15 protein-coding genes are annotated in these 15,407 nt (G+C 66.1%); 9 read left to right on the top strand and 6 right to left on the bottom strand.

Annotation, left to right across the window (positions count from 1 at the left end):
• Window positions 1-56 precede the first annotated feature (56 nt).
• The 4 genes from ACSHSS_RS17185 (at window position 57) to ACSHSS_RS17200 (ending at window position 3,798) form a co-directional block, all read left to right on the top strand.
• The gene (locus ACSHSS_RS17185; RefSeq protein WP_445545259.1) at window positions 57-497 is read left to right on the top strand and encodes a hypothetical protein; all 441 of its coding nucleotides are present in this window, start codon (window positions 57-59) and stop codon (window positions 495-497) included.
• A 345-nt stretch (window positions 498-842) separates the two neighbouring features.
• Window positions 843-1,220, top strand: coding sequence for a hypothetical protein (locus tag ACSHSS_RS17190; RefSeq protein ID WP_144245488.1), 378 nt, complete (start codon window positions 843-845; stop codon window positions 1,218-1,220).
• A gap of 772 nt (window positions 1,221-1,992) precedes the next feature.
• A complete protein-coding gene (locus ACSHSS_RS17195; protein WP_445545260.1) occupies window positions 1,993-2,904 on the top strand; it encodes a hypothetical protein in 912 nt (303 codons plus the stop codon).
• A gap of 90 nt (window positions 2,905-2,994) precedes the next feature.
• A complete protein-coding gene (locus ACSHSS_RS17200; RefSeq protein ID WP_445545261.1) occupies window positions 2,995-3,798 on the top strand; it encodes a hypothetical protein in 804 nt (267 codons plus the stop codon).
• A 172-nt stretch (window positions 3,799-3,970) separates the two neighbouring features.
• Here ACSHSS_RS17200 and argG read toward each other — a convergent pair whose 3' ends face one another.
• The 3 genes from argG to ACSHSS_RS17215 form a co-directional block, all read right to left on the bottom strand.
• Window positions 3,971-5,308, bottom strand: a complete 1,338-nt coding sequence (argG, locus tag ACSHSS_RS17205; protein WP_006397943.1) for an argininosuccinate synthase — start codon at window positions 5,306-5,308, stop codon at window positions 3,971-3,973.
• Window positions 5,309-5,561: 253 nt separating this feature from the next.
• Window positions 5,562-6,632 carry an FUSC family protein gene (locus ACSHSS_RS17210; protein WP_445545262.1) on the bottom strand — a complete coding sequence of 357 codons (1,071 nt, stop codon included), beginning with the start codon at window positions 6,630-6,632 and terminating at the stop codon, window positions 5,562-5,564.
• A 108-nt stretch (window positions 6,633-6,740) separates the two neighbouring features.
• Entirely contained in the window at window positions 6,741-8,273 is a 1,533-nt protein-coding gene (locus tag ACSHSS_RS17215) for a GGDEF domain-containing protein (RefSeq protein WP_043280588.1), read from the bottom strand.
• A 41-nt stretch (window positions 8,274-8,314) separates the two neighbouring features.
• Here ACSHSS_RS17215 and ACSHSS_RS17220 point away from each other — a divergent pair, with 41 nt between their 5' ends.
• From ACSHSS_RS17220 to ACSHSS_RS17235, 4 genes are all read left to right on the top strand, one after another.
• Window positions 8,315-8,500 carry a hypothetical protein gene (locus ACSHSS_RS17220; protein ID WP_162482216.1) on the top strand — a complete coding sequence of 62 codons (186 nt, stop codon included), beginning with the start codon at window positions 8,315-8,317 and terminating at the stop codon, window positions 8,498-8,500.
• A 277-nt stretch (window positions 8,501-8,777) separates the two neighbouring features.
• A complete protein-coding gene (locus ACSHSS_RS17225) occupies window positions 8,778-10,322 on the top strand; it encodes an amino acid permease (RefSeq protein WP_217060553.1) in 1,545 nt (514 codons plus the stop codon).
• A 211-nt stretch (window positions 10,323-10,533) separates the two neighbouring features.
• Complete coding sequence (locus ACSHSS_RS17230; RefSeq protein ID WP_006397950.1) at window positions 10,534-10,779, top strand: DUF3717 domain-containing protein; 246 nt, start codon at window positions 10,534-10,536, stop codon at window positions 10,777-10,779.
• A 183-nt stretch (window positions 10,780-10,962) separates the two neighbouring features.
• A complete protein-coding gene (locus ACSHSS_RS17235) occupies window positions 10,963-11,874 on the top strand; it encodes an alpha/beta fold hydrolase (protein WP_445545263.1) in 912 nt (303 codons plus the stop codon).
• A gap of 28 nt (window positions 11,875-11,902) precedes the next feature.
• Here the strand turns inward: ACSHSS_RS17235 and ACSHSS_RS17240 are convergent, their stop codons facing one another.
• Together ACSHSS_RS17240 and ACSHSS_RS17245 are read right to left on the bottom strand one after the other, a co-directional pair.
• A complete protein-coding gene (locus ACSHSS_RS17240) occupies window positions 11,903-12,256 on the bottom strand; it encodes a hypothetical protein (protein WP_006397952.1) in 354 nt (117 codons plus the stop codon).
• A gap of 182 nt (window positions 12,257-12,438) precedes the next feature.
• Window positions 12,439-13,095 carry a TetR/AcrR family transcriptional regulator gene (locus ACSHSS_RS17245; RefSeq protein WP_445545264.1) on the bottom strand — a complete coding sequence of 219 codons (657 nt, stop codon included), beginning with the start codon at window positions 13,093-13,095 and terminating at the stop codon, window positions 12,439-12,441.
• Window positions 13,096-13,186: 91 nt separating this feature from the next.
• Between ACSHSS_RS17245 and ACSHSS_RS17250 the strand changes: the two genes are divergently transcribed.
• Window positions 13,187-14,458 carry a glycosyltransferase gene (locus ACSHSS_RS17250; protein WP_445545265.1) on the top strand — a complete coding sequence of 424 codons (1,272 nt, stop codon included), beginning with the start codon at window positions 13,187-13,189 and terminating at the stop codon, window positions 14,456-14,458.
• Here the strand turns inward: ACSHSS_RS17250 and hutC are convergent.
• Complete coding sequence (gene hutC, locus ACSHSS_RS17255; RefSeq protein ID WP_006397955.1) at window positions 14,434-15,129, bottom strand: histidine utilization repressor; 696 nt, start codon at window positions 15,127-15,129, stop codon at window positions 14,434-14,436. The genes ACSHSS_RS17250 and hutC overlap by 25 nt on opposite strands.
• Window positions 15,130-15,407 lie beyond the last annotated feature (278 nt).

Here is a 15,407-nt window from a genome sequence, read left to right on the forward strand (position 1 = left end):
GGCTACGTCTGCGATGACCGCCGAGCCGAATAAATCAGCGTTTCCCTAGTTCGGACGTGATCCTGTTCTTTGAGTGCTTGAAAATCTACGCGGAACAGGCTCACCCGGAGCAGGACTGGAGGCTGTTGACTGATCGCTTGTATCGCCGCTACCTGCGGCGGGAAGAACTCGATAAGGCTGCGGTGCTGATGGAGCAGGCTCGCCAGATATTTGCACAGCAACCCGCCGCTTCAGCCGTCGAGTGGGATTCATTGTTGTCGGGCGACCCGCAGCGGAGCTGGCTGAATCCGGACCAGCCGACCCTTGCCGATGTGTTCAGCAAATACTTCGAGGGCTTTAAGAACGCCTGTAGTTCGGCGAAATGGTTTTTGAACGATTTCGATATTTACCAGCCGGTTCGAGTCGTGATGTCCGACTTGCCGGGCTTCGCGCGCGACAAGAACAAGCCACTTGCCGAATACGACGGGCTGGAGGGCGAGCCGTTTTGGCTTCAGTAGAGTGCTATAGCAGGATAGGCGTGTGCCAGCTATTGCCCGGAGAGCGCCGGTGAGGCGAACGCTGCCGCGAACCGGGTTTGTGCGTTGTGGCGTCGGTGAGCGTCGCGGCGCTGCCAACCGATTTGCTCGCTTCGCCCTCAGCCGCGTACCGAAGTTCGACCACTAGAAAATCCTTCCCGCCGCCTCGCGGCGCACGTCTTCGTCAACGTGCATTTGCCGAATTCCGTTGATTGCGTGCCGCACCAAAACGCGTGCGAATGGAGCTGCGAGTCTTGCTAGTATCGGGCGCGAGACGATGCACGAAAAGTGTAGCGAGCCGATGCCGGAACCTGTACCCAGGAAGCCATGAAAGTTAAATGCGTTCGTTTACTTGATGCCTTTGGTCGTGAGGTAGCGTCCTCTCCGTGGCTGACGCTCGGGCGTATCTACCATGTGGTGACCGTCGAGATCGATGCAGCTGGAAAGCGTCGCTATGGATTAGTGACATCGGAGAAGGCGGGAGAATGGCCAAGCCTGGGGGAGCACCAGGCGGAGTGCTTTGAACTGGTAAGTGCGACGGTCCCGTCGAACTGGCGTTCAAAAATAGACGCCAATGGGACGATCAGCATTGCGCCCGGAGCGTGGCAAGAATCGGGATTTTTCGAAGCATTTTACGATCACGATCTTGCTACATACCCGATCTTCGAGCGAGAGTACAACCTTATCCTTAATGAGGACCCTTGAGCATCTGCCGTGCACCGTGGTGTGCTCGTGAAGCGTGGGCCAGCTGAAATCGGCGGCTATCACGATCGGTGAAGCGCTGATGCCGTCGCGCGTCGTTGTCCGAAGCGGATGAGTTCGGATACTTCTGTCTGCTCGCCCGGCAGCCGCGTACCCGGTCGACGATGATCTTTCTAAGTATCGGGGTGCGCGTGGGCCGTCCACGTAAAGAGGTGTTCAGCATCAGGCGCCTGGATACCTCCGTGGCAAATGAGAATCGATTAGAAAAATCATTCAACGATTCCGCTAAAGAACGCGAAAAACCTGCCGATACCTTTCCTCGAGATCGCCCAAAAGCAGTACCAAAACGACCGAACAACAAGACGAACCGACGAGGGGCGCACGGCCGGCGAAGCCGTGTACTTGACCAGAACATGAGACGCACCGATTCCACTCGGCGCGCGGGCAACGGGGGCCAGCGCGTCGCTTCCTTTTGCTCCAGCGCAGCGGCTTTTCTGCCGCCTTGCGCTGTCATCGCCGCGAGCGCCACCTCGCGCGACCGCGCATCCACGCCTGTATCCGCCACCCCGCGCGCCGCGGATCGACCACCTGCCGACCCTCGCATCGCCCATCGTCGAAATATCACAAAGCCCACTCACCAGCACTGAAGGAGGTCCGCCCAAAAACCCAAACAACAAGCGATTCCAACTCAACGCAACACAAACAGATCCGAATCTTAACGACCAAAAAACGCATCAAAAAAACGGGGGTTGAATTGAAGAAGCAGTCTCTTTGTTTGCTGGCAGCAACCGCGATCTCGGCATTCATCGTCGCGGGCTGCGGCGGTGGCGACGACTCGTCGAACGCAAGCAGCGGAGCACCGGCCAATACCGGCGGCGCCAATAACGCAGCCAGCGCACCGGCCGTTGCATCGACGCCGCTCGCGGCCGCACCGGCAAGCGCACCGGTCGCTTCCTCGCAGCCGGCGATGGTGGGCGAGGCGCTGCCGAGCCTGACGAATCCGCAAGCCGGTTCGACCGCCGCAACGGCGAGCGGCCCGACCGGGATCTGGACGCAGTCGGGCAACCTCGGCTACTCGACCATTGCCCTGGTGGACCCGAACCACAACGTCAGCACGCTGAACCTGCTCAGCTCGTTCGTGATGTCCAACGATTTCACGAGCCTGACGATCAACGGCGCGACGTGGTCGCTCAGCTCGGGCTTCAACTTCGCGGGCATGACGGGCATCGTCAAGAAGATCGACTCGGGATCGGGCGCATACAGCGCGAAGCAGACGCTGTCCGGCACGATCAGTCGCGACGGTACGGCCTCGGACTTCACGTGGACCTACAACGCCGAAAACGCGCTGAGCGTCACGCAAGACAGCGTCACCGGCGCATGGTCGACGACGAACGCATCGTTCACGATCGCATCGGGCGGCTCGGTCACCGGCACGCTGAGCGGTTGCAACATGACCGGCACGCTGCTGCTCGCGACGCCGAACTCCAACCAGAACATGTACGACATGACGCTGACGGCCTCGACATCGTCCGGCTGCAAGCTGCCGGCCGGCGTGCCGCTGTCGGGCAGCGCCGCGATCATGTTCGTGCCGATCCGCGGCAGCAACGGCTTCCAGCGGTCGATCCTGTACGTGCTACGCGCGGCTGATTACAGCTTCGTCGCATACGGTCAGGTCATCAAGCAATAAACGCACGGCCGTCGCACGCGGCGTCTTCACGCGCCGCGTGCGACGGCCCGACGAAAACGTTCCGTCAACAACCTAAGCCCTTTCGACTCAATGAAGAACTGCTCCACAGTAACGCTGTTCGCGTGCGGCCTGCTCGTCACGCTGCTGTCCGGCTGCGTGACGGTGCCGAAGACCGATATGAACGCGCAAGCGCGTGAAAAGCTGCATTCGATCGCGCTCCTCGAAGTCGCCGAGCCGAGGCAGGTCGGCGTCATCAATCTGGGCGGCGCCGCGGGCGGCTTCGGCCTGATCGGCGCACTCGCGCAAGTCGCCCTCAACACAAGCCATACGAACACCTACACCGAGCGCGTGACGGTCAACAAGATCGCGTTCGTACCGGACATCGTCGACGGCGTCACCGGCCGTCTTGCCGACAACGGCTATCAGATCGTGAAGCTGAACCAGAAACCGAAGCGGGCGGCGGACGGCAAGTCGGACGACTATTCCGACATCCAGACCGACGCGGACGCGATCATGAACGTGTGGTTCACGTCGTTCGGCTACATTTCGCCGGCCAGTCGGCCCGATTACATTCCTTCGGTCGTCGTCCGCGCGCGCATCATCGACGCGAAGACGAAGCAGGATCTCTATTTCAAGACGTTCGCGTGCGGCTACGACGTCAAGGCGAACAGCGTGCACGTCGAGAGCGACGTGGCGTACACGTACGGCAGCTTCAGCGATCTCGAGAAGAACTTCGACAAGTCGGTGGAAGGGATCAAGTCGTGCGAGAAGTCGATCGCGGAGCTGATCGGCCAGGATCTCGCGCGCACGCCGACGACGCCGGCATCGGCCCCGGTGGCGGCTGCAACGACGATGATGACCACGAGCACGACGACGGCCGCCGCGCCGAAATGACTTCTTCCGCAGCGGGTCCAGCTGCGCCGTCCTACCGATTGCGGACCTGGTACTGGCAGTGCGTGCAATGCCCGGAAGGGAGCGGAAGGGAGAGGGGAAGGCGAGGGGAAACGCGGATTCGACAGGCAACCGGCCGGGCGGCATTCCCGCCACCCGGCCGCGGGCAAGCGGCTTACTCCCCGCTATCGCCCTTGATCTGCGGCAGCGCCGACGCTTCACCCGGCGTCAGCAGCCCGACCTGCGTATACACGCGCAGCTTGTCGCGCGTATCGGTGATGTCGAGATTGCGCATCGTCAGTTGACCGATCCGGTCGCGCGGCGAGAACGTCGACGCGACCTTCTCCATCGACAGACGCTCCGGCTGATACGTGAGGTTCGGCGACTTCGTGCTGAGAATCGAATAGTCGTTGCCGCGGCGCAGCTCGATCTTCACTTCGCCGGTGATCGCGCGTGCGACCCAGCGCTGGGCCGTTTCGCGCAGCATGATCGCCTGCGGGTCGAACCAGCGGCCCTGATACAGCAGGCGACCGAGACGGCGGCCGTTCTCGCGGTACTGCTCGATCGTGTCTTCGTTGTGGATGCCCGTCACGAGACGCTCGTAAGCGATATACAGCAGCGCGAGCCCCGGCGCTTCATAGATGCCGCGGCTCTTCGCCTCGATGATGCGGTTCTCGATCTGGTCACTCATCCCGAGGCCGTGACGGCCGCCGATGCGGTTCGCCTCGAGCAGCAGCTCGACCTGATCCTTGAACTCGACGCCGTTCAGCGCGACCGGCTGGCCGGCTTCGAAGCGCACCGTCACTTCTTCGGCGGCGATCTTCACGTCGTCGCGCCAGAACGCGACGCCCATGATCGGGTTCACGATCTTGATCCCGCTTTCGAGGCTTTCCAGATCCTTCGCCTCGTGCGTCGCGCCGAGCAGGTTCGAGTCGGTCGAATACGCCTTCTCGGCCGACATCTTGTACGCGAAGCCCGACTGACGCATGAATTCGGACATTTCCGCGCGGCCGCCGAGTTCGTCGATGAACGTCTGGTCGAGCCACGGCTTGTAGATCTTCAGATCCGGGTTCACGAGCAGACCGTAGCGGTAGAAGCGCTCGATGTCGTTGCCCTTGTACGTGCTGCCGTCGCCCCAGATGTTCACGCCGTCTTCCTTCATCGCGGCGACGAGCATCGTGCCCGTCACGGCGCGGCCGATCGGCGTCGTGTTGAAGTACGTGACGCCGGCGGTCGTGATGTGGAACGCGCCGCTTTGCAGCGCGGCGATGCCTTCGGCGACGAGTTGCGCGCGGCAGTCGATCAGGCGGGCACCGGCCGCACCGTATTCGAGCGCACGTTTCGGGATCGCATCGTAATCGTCTTCGTCGGGCTGGCCGAGGTTTGCCGTGTACGCGTACGGGACGGCGCCCTTCAGTTTCATCCAGTGCAGCGCGGCGCTGGTGTCCAGGCCGCCGGAGAAGGCGATACCGACCTTCTGGCCGGTCGGGAGGCTTTCGAGAATCGTGCTCATAGGAATTACCGTGGATTGAAGTCCGGTGGGATCGTATTTCGCGGAATACGCGAGTATCGGCTGTCCGGGAAGTTGCGGCAAGGGCTGATTTCGCGGAAATCGGCCCGGCGGCCCGCTGCGACGGGCTTCTCGGGCCGTTTTTGGCCGCCCGCCGAACAGGTCGCGCGGCCGCTGCGGCGACGGACCGGGCCGTACGCCGCCGCGCCGCAATTGTATGGAAATTGAAAGAATGTCGACGCAACGGCCGCCGGCATCAGATATTCCACGCCTGCGCGGTATCGAGCAGTTTCTCGCGCAACTGGTCGACTTCGGCGGCGAGCATCGCGGTGATCGACACATAGCCGGACAACTGCGGCGGCGGCGCGTCGGGCGGCGTGCCGGCCGGCTGCCGCCTGGGCGACAGCCGGCTCGGCGTGCCGAACTTCAGTGCGCGGCTCGCGCCGATCAGCGTGTCGCGAATGCGCCGGTGCAGCGCCTTCATCGAGACGCGCATGTATTCGCGGGCCGCGACATCCTCGCGCGCGGGCAATGCGCTCGACAGGATCTCGAGATAGCCGATGCAGAGCCGCAGGCTGCGCTGGATCGCCTCGAGATGCGCGACGGGAATCGCGCACTCCTTCGACACGGACGGCATCAGCGAGCGCAACTGCACGAGCAGCGCGCTGAGGGCGGCCATTTCCTTCAGATGCGCGTCGTCGCTGACGTGGCGGTCGCCGGCGAGCCGCGCGTGCACGGCCGCGCAGGCGCGCAGCGCGTCGCCGAGCTTGTAGCGCCACGAATAGGTCGCATAGAGCGGCAGCGCGAACGAAAACGCGAGCGCGATCGCGATGCCGGTCAGCACGTTCACCGCGCGCCACAGGCCGTCGACGATCTCGTTGTCGCCATGCCCGGCGACGATCACCATCGTGATCGCGGACAGCAGCGCGATATAGCCGGCCTTGCCGATCGCGTAATACGCGCACAGGCCGCACGCGGCGGCCATCAGCAGATAGAACGCGAGCGGCGCGCCGAGCGCGGAATGGACGAGGATCAGCAGCAGCCCCGCGACCGCGCCGATCGACGTGCCGAGCGCGCGTTCGGCCGCCTTCTTGCGGATATTGCCGTGATGCTGGAGCCCGCCGACGACGATCAGCACGGTAATCGTCGACCATTCGCCGTGCGGCACGCGCATGCCGGTCGACAGCGCGATCGACACGAGGATCGCGAGCGCGACGCGCATCGCATGGATCAGCTTCGCATGCCGGTAGCGGCGGTACGGGTCGAGCAGCGGGCGCAGCGCGCCGCGCAGGCAGGCGGGCAGCCGGGCAGAAGGCGTGACGGTCATCGGGCGGAACCGGTTGGCTGGAACGCGCGGCGTTGCGCCGCACGAGGCACCCGTAACGCTAGCGGAACGGGCGCGGGCTGTCCACGAAGAACGCGTGCGCGCCCTGCATCATGCGCCGGCGGCGCTTCGCTCGGCGTATTCGACACGGTTGCGGCCGCCGGATTTCGCGCGGTACAGCGCGTCGTCGGCGCGCTGCAGCAGCGTCGCCGCGTCCATCCGGCCGTGTGCATCGGTCGCGGTGCCGATGCTGGCCGTCACGTGTCCGTAAGGGCTTTTCACGTGCTCGATGCCAAGCGCCGCGATCGCGCGCCGGATGCCTTCGGCGACGGTCGCTGCGCCTTGCGCGTCGGTGTCGGGCAGCGTGACGACGAATTCTTCGCCGCCGTAGCGCGCGATATGGTCGGTCGCGCGGCGCAGGCAGCGTGACGCGCACTGCGCGACGCGGCGCAGCACGTCGTCGCCGGCCAGGTGCCCGTAGTAGTCGTTGAACGCCTTGAAGTGGTCGACGTCGACGAACAGCACCGACAGCGGCCGACCGCTGCGCGCCGCGCGGCGCGCTTCCTGCGCGAGCGCCGCGTCGAACGCGCCGCGGTTGTCGAGGCCGGTCAGCGAGTCGGTGCGCGCGAGCCGGTACAGCTTCGCTTCGGCCACCTGCCGCCGCCGCAGCTCGCGCGACAGCAGCAGCGAGCCCCATGCGACAAACCCGGTAAACAGGCTCATCAGCACGACGATCGACGCCGCGCGGCGGCGCCACGGCCGGTACACGTCGGCTTCGGCCGGCGCGACGTCGACGATGAGCGGCAGTCCGGCGAGTTGCCGGTATACATAAATGCGCCGCACGCCGTCGACCGCGCCGGTGCCGGTCAGCACGCCGTCGCCCGCGCGCCGCGCCTGGATGAACAGCGGCGAATCGTGCAGATCGAGGCCGACGACGCGCGCGTCGAACGGCAGCCGGCTCACGAGCGTGCCGTTGTCCTCGACGATCGCCGCGCTGCCGTGCCGGCCGACGGCGAGGCCGTCGAGCAGCGCCCGGAAGTAGTCGATGCTCAGCGTGCCGACCACGACGCCGCCGAAGCTGCCGTCCGGGCGGTCGATGCGGCGGCTGAGCGCGATCGTCAGTGCGCCGCCGCGCAGCCGCGACGCATAAGGGCGGCTGATGTACAGCCCTTTCACCTGCGCGTCGCGATGTGCGACGAAATAATCGCGTTCGGAGAAATTGCCGGTGCGTGCGGGAATCGTGCCGGAATCGATCGTGATATTGCCGTGCGCGTCGAGCACGAAAATCGATCCGAGATACGTGCCGGTCGCCGCACGGTCGAACAGCACGCGATGCCGCTGCGGCGGCGGCAAGCGCATCAATTCCGGATCGGCAATGCCGTCGACGACGTTTTGCAGCGACAAATCGTAAAGCTCGATATTGCGCGCGACGTCGCGTTCGATCAGCAGCATCAGATTGCGCGCATTTTCGACGGCGTGATCGCGCGCATCGCGCCGCGCGTCGATCAGCAGCGACACGGAAAGCGCCCAGCTGAACAGCAGCAGCATGATGCCGGCGACGAGCACGCCGCGCGGCGACAGCACGCGCGAGACGACGGATGCGGTATGGCGACGCAGTGCGGCGAACGGCAGGAGCAAGTTCATCCTCGGTCGGGGCGAAACGTTCGCGTCGTGCGCGATTTCTGATGATGGTTATTTCAAATCGGGCCGTATTATCCCCCGAATCGGAAAACGATGCCGATCGCGGGCAAAATGACCGCGCAAAAAATGGCGTCAGTTCGGTTACCCGCGATTACCGACTGCGCGAAATGAACCGAAATCACGAAAACGCGAACGATTTGAATCGCGCGGATTTCGATTTATTCGTCTGAATATTGTTCCAATTGCGCCCCGATTCATCGAACGATTTATCGGTGCCGGATCGACGCGCCGTCACGCGCGTGCAACTCGTTGATTCCGTTGAGCGTTGCATGACGCGGCGCGGTCGGACGCGAACTGTCCCTGCGACGAATCAGGTAGAATCCGCGCTTCGCCGCAGGCGGCCAGGCGCAACGCGCATCGGGCCGCATCGCAGGCCGCGCATCGCACCTCCCGGTTCCGTATGCGCCGCTCCGGCTCCCGCCGGTCCGCTCAACGTTCGTCTCGTTTATGTCCGCACTTCCGAATTCCGACCGACCCGGTTCGTCCGAGAACCCACCCAAGCTTCACCGCGCGCTGAAGGCGCGCCACCTGACGATGATCGCGATCGGCGGCTCGATCGGCACGGGCCTGTTCGTCGCGTCCGGCGCGTCGATCTCGCAGGCCGGCCCCGGCGGCGCGATGATCGCCTACATGCTGATCGGGCTGATGGTGTACTTCCTGATGACGAGCCTCGGCGAAATGGCCGCGTTCATGCCGGTGTCGGGCTCGTTCGCGACGTACGGCGCGAAATACGTGGACGAAGGCTTCGGCTTCGCGCTCGGCTGGAACTACTGGTACAACTGGGCGGTGACGATCGCGGTCGAGCTGGTCGCCGCGCAGCTCGTGATGCACTACTGGTTCCCGGACGTACCGGGCGTCTGGTGGAGCGCCGCGTTCCTCGGCGTGATGTTCCTGCTGAACGCACTGACCGTGCGCGGCTTCGGCGAGGCCGAATACTGGTTCGCGCTGATCAAGGTCGTCACCGTGGTCGCCTTCATCGGCGTCGGCCTGTTGATGATCTTCGGCATTCTGAAGGGCGCGCCGCACGGCGGCTGGAGCAACCTGACGATCGGCGACGCGCCGTTTGCGGGCGGGCTGCCGGCGATGATGGGCGTCGCGATGATCGCCGGCTTCTCGTTCCAGGGCACCGAGCTGATCGGTGTCGCGGCCGGCGAATCGGAAAACCCGCGCACGACGATTCCGCGCGCAGTGCGTCAGGTGTTCTGGCGGATCCTGCTGTTCTACGTGCTCGCGATCTTCGTGATCGGCGTGCTGATTCCGTACACCGACCCGAACCTGCTGAAGACCGACGTGACCGACATCGGCGTGAGCCCGTTCACGCTCGTGTTCCGTCACGCAGGCCTCGCGTTCGCCGCGGGCGTGATGAATGCGGTGATCCTAACGGCAGTGCTGTCGGCCGGCAACTCGGGCATGTATGCGTCGACGCGCATGCTGTACAACCTCGCCACCGAAGGCCGCGCGCCGAAGCTGTTCGCGAAGCTGTCGCCGGGCGGCGTGCCACGCAATGCGCTCTACGCGACGACGGCCGTCGGCGCGCTCTGCTTCTTCACGTCGCTCTACGGCGACAAGACCGTCTACATGTGGCTGCTCAACACGTCGGGAATGACGGGCTTCATCGCGTGGCTCGGCATCGCGGTCAGCCACTACCGGTTCCGCAAGGGCTACGTGAAGCAGGGCTACCGTCTCGATCAACTGCCGTACGAGTCGAAGTGGTTCCCGTTCGGCCCGCTGTTCGCGTTCGTCCTCTGCATCGTGATCGCGCTCGGTCAGGACTATCAGGCGTTTCTCGCGAACCGGATCGACTGGGCGGGCGTCGTCGCGACCTATGTCGGCATCCCGCTGTTCCTCGCGGTATGGCTCGGCTATCGGCTCGTGAAGAAAAGCCGTTTCGTCCGCTACGAAGACATGGAAATCGCGCCGTGGGTTGCCGCGAACCGCGACGGGCAGCGCGGCGCACAGGCGCAGCCGGTCTCGCAGCACGAAACCGCATAACGACGTGCGCGGCGCGCGGCGCGCGGCGGCGGACGCCGTTCCGGACGACGAAACGGGAAGCCGCAGGCTTCCCGTTTTTTTTGCTCGGATTTTCTCTATGCAGGGTCAAAGCCGGTTATATTTCCGACCCCTGCCGGGCCGGCGCGGCCCGGTATCTTCATCGTTCCGTCGGGCCGCCGCGGCCCGCGGAGCGCGCAACCCAGAGGAAGTCATGAGCGCATCACCCGCCGAGCGGAAGACCGAACCCGTTTCCATCGTGCGAATCGAAGCCGCGATCAATGCGTGGCGCGCAGTGTATCCGCCGGCGCCGGACGGCGAGGACGGTTACGCCCTCGACGCCGGCAGCGACTGCCTGGCCGAGCTGTACGGCACGATGATCTGCTACCGGCTGCCCGACGTGCCGCTCGACTCGCTGAGCGAGGCGCAGCGCGACGCGCTGTACGCGACCGAGGTCTAGCGCGAGCGTGCCGCGGTGCTGCGCGGCGCGTCGTCGGGCAACGAACGGGAAGCGGTGCGCTTCCCGTTTCGTTTTGGCGCGCGCGGTGCCGCGCTTGACGCGCCGGGCACCGGCAGGCCACCATCGAACGCGATTCGATCCGGCCGCCCGCACGCGGCCGTTCACCCGCACATCGACCGACACATGACCGATATCGTCACCGAGGAGACCTACGTCGAGACGCCGCATGGGCGTCTGTTCGCGAAGCGCTGGCGTGCCGGGCGGAAGGGGGCTGCGTCTGCGGTTGTCGCAGGGGAGACGGTCGCGCTTCAGTCGGCAGCGCCTATGCCGGCCACACCTCAGCCGGCCACGCCTCAGCCGGCCGCGCCTCAGCCGGCCGCGCCTCAGCCGGCCGCGCCCATCCTCCTGCTTCACGATTCGCTCGGCTGCGTCGAGCTGTGGCGCGACTTTCCCGAACGCCTCGCGGCCGCGACGCAACGCGACGTGATCGCATACGACCGTCTCGGCTTCGGCCGCTCGGACCCACACCGCGGCACGCTCGCGACGACCTTCGTGCGCGACGAGGCCGACCACGCGTTTCGCGCGGTGCTCGAGCAGTTCGGCGTCGACGCGTTCGTCGCGTTCGGACACAGCGTCGGCGGCGGGATGGCGGTCGGTTGCGCGGCCGCGTATCCGGATCGCTGTCGCGCACTCGTGACGGTCGCCGCGCAGGCCTTCGTCGAGCCGCGCACGCTGGACGGCATTCGCGATGCGGGGCGCCAGTTCGACGAATCGGGCCAGCTCGACCGGCTCGCGCGCTATCACGGCGACAAGGCCGAATGGGTGCTGCGCGCGTGGGTCGACACGTGGCTGTCGCCGGCGTTTCGCGACTGGAGCCTCGACGACGACCTGCCGCGCGTGCGCTGCGCAACGCTCGCGATTCACGGCGAGCAGGACGAATACGGCTCCGACGCGCACCCGAAGCGGATCGCCGCGCGCGTCGCGGGCCCGTCGTCGTACCTGATGCTCGGCGCGTGCGGGCACATGCCGCACCGCGAACGCACGGACGACGTGCTGGCCGCCGTCGCGACGCTGCTGCGCGACGCGCGCGCCTAAGCGCACGGGCGGGCGAGGCACGCCCGAATCAGAACGCGAGCTGGATCGCGAGATCGATCGCGAGCAGCGCGATCGAGCAGCCGATCCCGAGAATCACGTTCGGTACGCGGTGTTCGAAGTCGCGATGATCCTTGCGCATCGCGGCACCGAGCAGAAAGATCGCCTCGACGACGATCTGCAGTCCGACGAACAGCAGCATCAGCAGAAACTCGTAGCCCATCTGCTTGAACGCGGCGAACTGCATCCCGTGATCGCGAATCCACTGGCCGACCCGCAGCAGTTCGTACACGAACAGCAGCGCGGGGAACAGGTAGCTGATGAAATAGGTCGGCGCAGTGGCGTGCCGTAGTTCGAGGTGGAAATGCTGATGCGTGGTAGCCATCACGAATCCCTCCTTGCGACGCAGGATTGCGGTCGTGACGGCGGCACGAGAACGCGCGATACGGAGGGAGCCCGACGCGCGCCGTGCAGCCGTACGTCGTCAGCATACTGCGGCGCGGCGCTTTTCGCATGGGTCCTGTGTCGCGACCGACACAGCGGGCGCGCGCGGCCCGCGACGCACGCTCATCGCGCCGGGGCGGCGTGCGAGGCGCGCGGCGCGATCCGCGCGGCCTGCGCGCCTTCCACGAACAGCTTCGCGACCGCACGGAATTCCTGCTTCAGCGACAGCCCCGGCACCGTCAGCCAGCGCAGCATCGCGCCGAGATAGAGGTGATGGAACCACGTCGCGAGCTGCTCGGCCGGCAGCGACCGGTTCAGTTCGCCTGCGCGCTGCGCGTCGGCGATCAGTCGATGCCAGACGGGCGCGATGTCGCCGCCGCCCGGATCGCCGCCTTCCGGTGCGGTCGCACCGATGCTCAGGAACCGATGGCGCAGATACGCGAGCAGATGCGCCGGATGCTGCTCGCACCAGGCGGCCGACGCATCGAGCACGCAGGCGATCCGCGACGCGAACGTCCTGCGCCGCGCGACGTCGCGCTGCAGATGCGCGAGATCGCGCGCAAGCTCGCGTTCGAGCCAGTGCGCGAGCACGGCTTCCTTCGTCGCAAAGTGGTTGTAGAGCGTGCGCTTCGCGACGTCCGCTTCGTCGGCGATCTGCTCCATCGTCACCGCGTCGTAGCCGTGCGCGTCGAACAGGCGCGCGGCGGTGTCGGCGAGATGCGCGAGCATCTGGATGCGCTTGCGTGCGCGGCGGCCGGAATCGGCGGGCGGTGGCATCATGGCGGAGCGTTTCGCTGAAAGTGTACGAATTGCATTAGTATACGACGTGCACTTTTCTGAAACCATTCATGCCGATGCACGAGGAGCGCCGATGAAGCTCGTGATTGCAACCTATGGCACCGAAGGCGACACGCGTCCGCTCGCGGCGCTCGGTCGCGCGCTGCTCGATGCCGGCTATGACGTGCGGCTGCTTGCCGATGCCTCGACGCTCGCGAGCGCCGAGGCGCTCGGCGTGCCCTGCGCCGCGCTATCTGGCGACATTCGCGGCGCGTTGTCCGACGCGGTGCTCGGGCAGGGCGGATTCCGCGACACGTCGAAGGCGCTCGCGGCGATCGCGAACGCGAACACGGCCGCGTGGATGCGCGAGCTCGCGCAGGCGTCGGCCGGCTGCGACGCGATCGTCGTATCGGGGCTTGCCGCGTTCGTCGGTCTGTCGGTTGCGGAATATCGGAACGTGCCGGCGATCGGCGCCGGGATGATCCCGATTACGCCCACCGCGGCGTTCGGCTCGCCGTTCCTGCCGCCGCGCCGCGTGCCGCGCTGGCTGAACCGCGCGAGCCACCGGCTCGTGAACGCGCTGCTGTGGCACGCGTTCCGGCGCGCGACGAACGCCGCGCGGGCGAGTGTCTGCGGGTTGCCGCCGCGCGGGCGCGTCTGGACCGACCATCCGATGCTGTACGGCGTGTCGCCGGCGCTGCTGTCCGCGCCGGCGGACTGGCCCGACCACGTGCGCGCGGTCGGTCAGTGGCGCGTCGATACGCGCGAATGGACGCCGCCGCGCGCGCTCGCGTCGTTCCTCGATGCGGGCGAGCGGCCGGCCTATATCGGCTTCGGCAGCATGACGGGCTTCGATCGTGCAGCGATGGCCGCCGCGCTGACGGCGGCGCTCGACGGCCGGCGCGCGCTGTTCTATCCGGGCTGGAGCGCGATCGACGCGTCGCTGCTGCCGCCCAACGTTCACGTGATCGGCGACACGCCGCACGACTGGTTGCTACCGCGCACATCGATGGCGATTCATCACGGCGGGTCGGGCACTTCGCATTCGGCCGCGCGCGCCGGCATTCCGTCGGTCGTCGTGCCGTTCGCGGGCGATCAGTTTTTCTGGGCGGACCGGCTGCAGCGGCTCGGCGTCGCGGCCGGCGCCGTGCCGGGCGGCCGCGTGCAGGCGGCCGCACTCGCGCATGCGATCGCGTTCGCGGAGCGCGAGGACACGCGCTCGCGCGCGGCAGCGCTCGGCGCGCGCATCGCCAGCGAGGACGGGCTCACCCGCGCGGTCGAGGCGATCGAACGCTGGACGCGCGCGCAGGCGTTGATGCCCGGCGCGCGCCGCGCGCCCGCTCAGAAATGTCCGGTGAACCGGTAGCGGCTGCCCGGATGCCAGAGATTCGCGACCGACGCGACCATCCCCTGCGACCACGTGCGCCGATGCAGCATCAGGCACGGCTCGCGGTCGTCCATCGCGAGCCGGCGGCGCGTTTCCGCGCCGGGCATGGCGGCCTCGATCCGGTATTCGACGCGCTGCAGCGGCGCGACGCGCGTCAGGTACTGGTTCGGCGTGGTGGTCGTGAAGTCCTGTAGCGCGTACTCGGGCGCGCAGGCCGGATTGACCCAGCGTTCTTCGAGCTGCACGGGCGTGTCGTTCTCGAAGTGCAGCACGCGCGAGTGGAAGATCGGGCTGCCCGCGTCGAGCTGCAGTTCGTCGGCGAGCTTCGCGTCGGCGACGGCCGCGCCGACTTCGAGCACCTCGGCGCGATACGCGTGGCCGCGCGCGGCGATTTCGTCGGAGATGCTGCGGATCGCGACGAGCGTCGACTCGTACTTCGGCGACGCGACATACGTGCCGGAACCGCGCGTGCGCGTGAGCACCTGCTCGGCCGTCAGCTCGCGCAGCGCGCGGTTCACGGTCATGCGCGCGACGTTGAACTCGCGCGCGAGCTCGTTCTCCGACGGCACCTGGTCGCCCTCCGCCCATTCGCCGGCATGAATGCGCGCGAGGATGAAGTCCTTGATTTCCTGATAGATCGGTGTGGTCATTGCGTCGTTGTTCAAGAGGCGGCGGAAGGCGCTGCGCGCCGCGCCGTCAAGTATAGACAAGCTTCGAATCGGCTTGCGTACCTGAAAGGGACATAGCGGCGGTCCGGCGGCGAAACATGTCTAGACAGAAAGCCCGCGCGCGCTCGATCCGGCTATTCTTCCGACAACGGCGACGAGCAGGCGCCATGCATCTGTAGCTATATGAAATAAAAGGAAATTCATTCGAAAGGCGCACCTGTTCGGCGACTAGAGATAAACACGGATTGCGCGGGCGAGCC

This window comes from Burkholderia sp. BC1 (assembly GCF_052683555.1).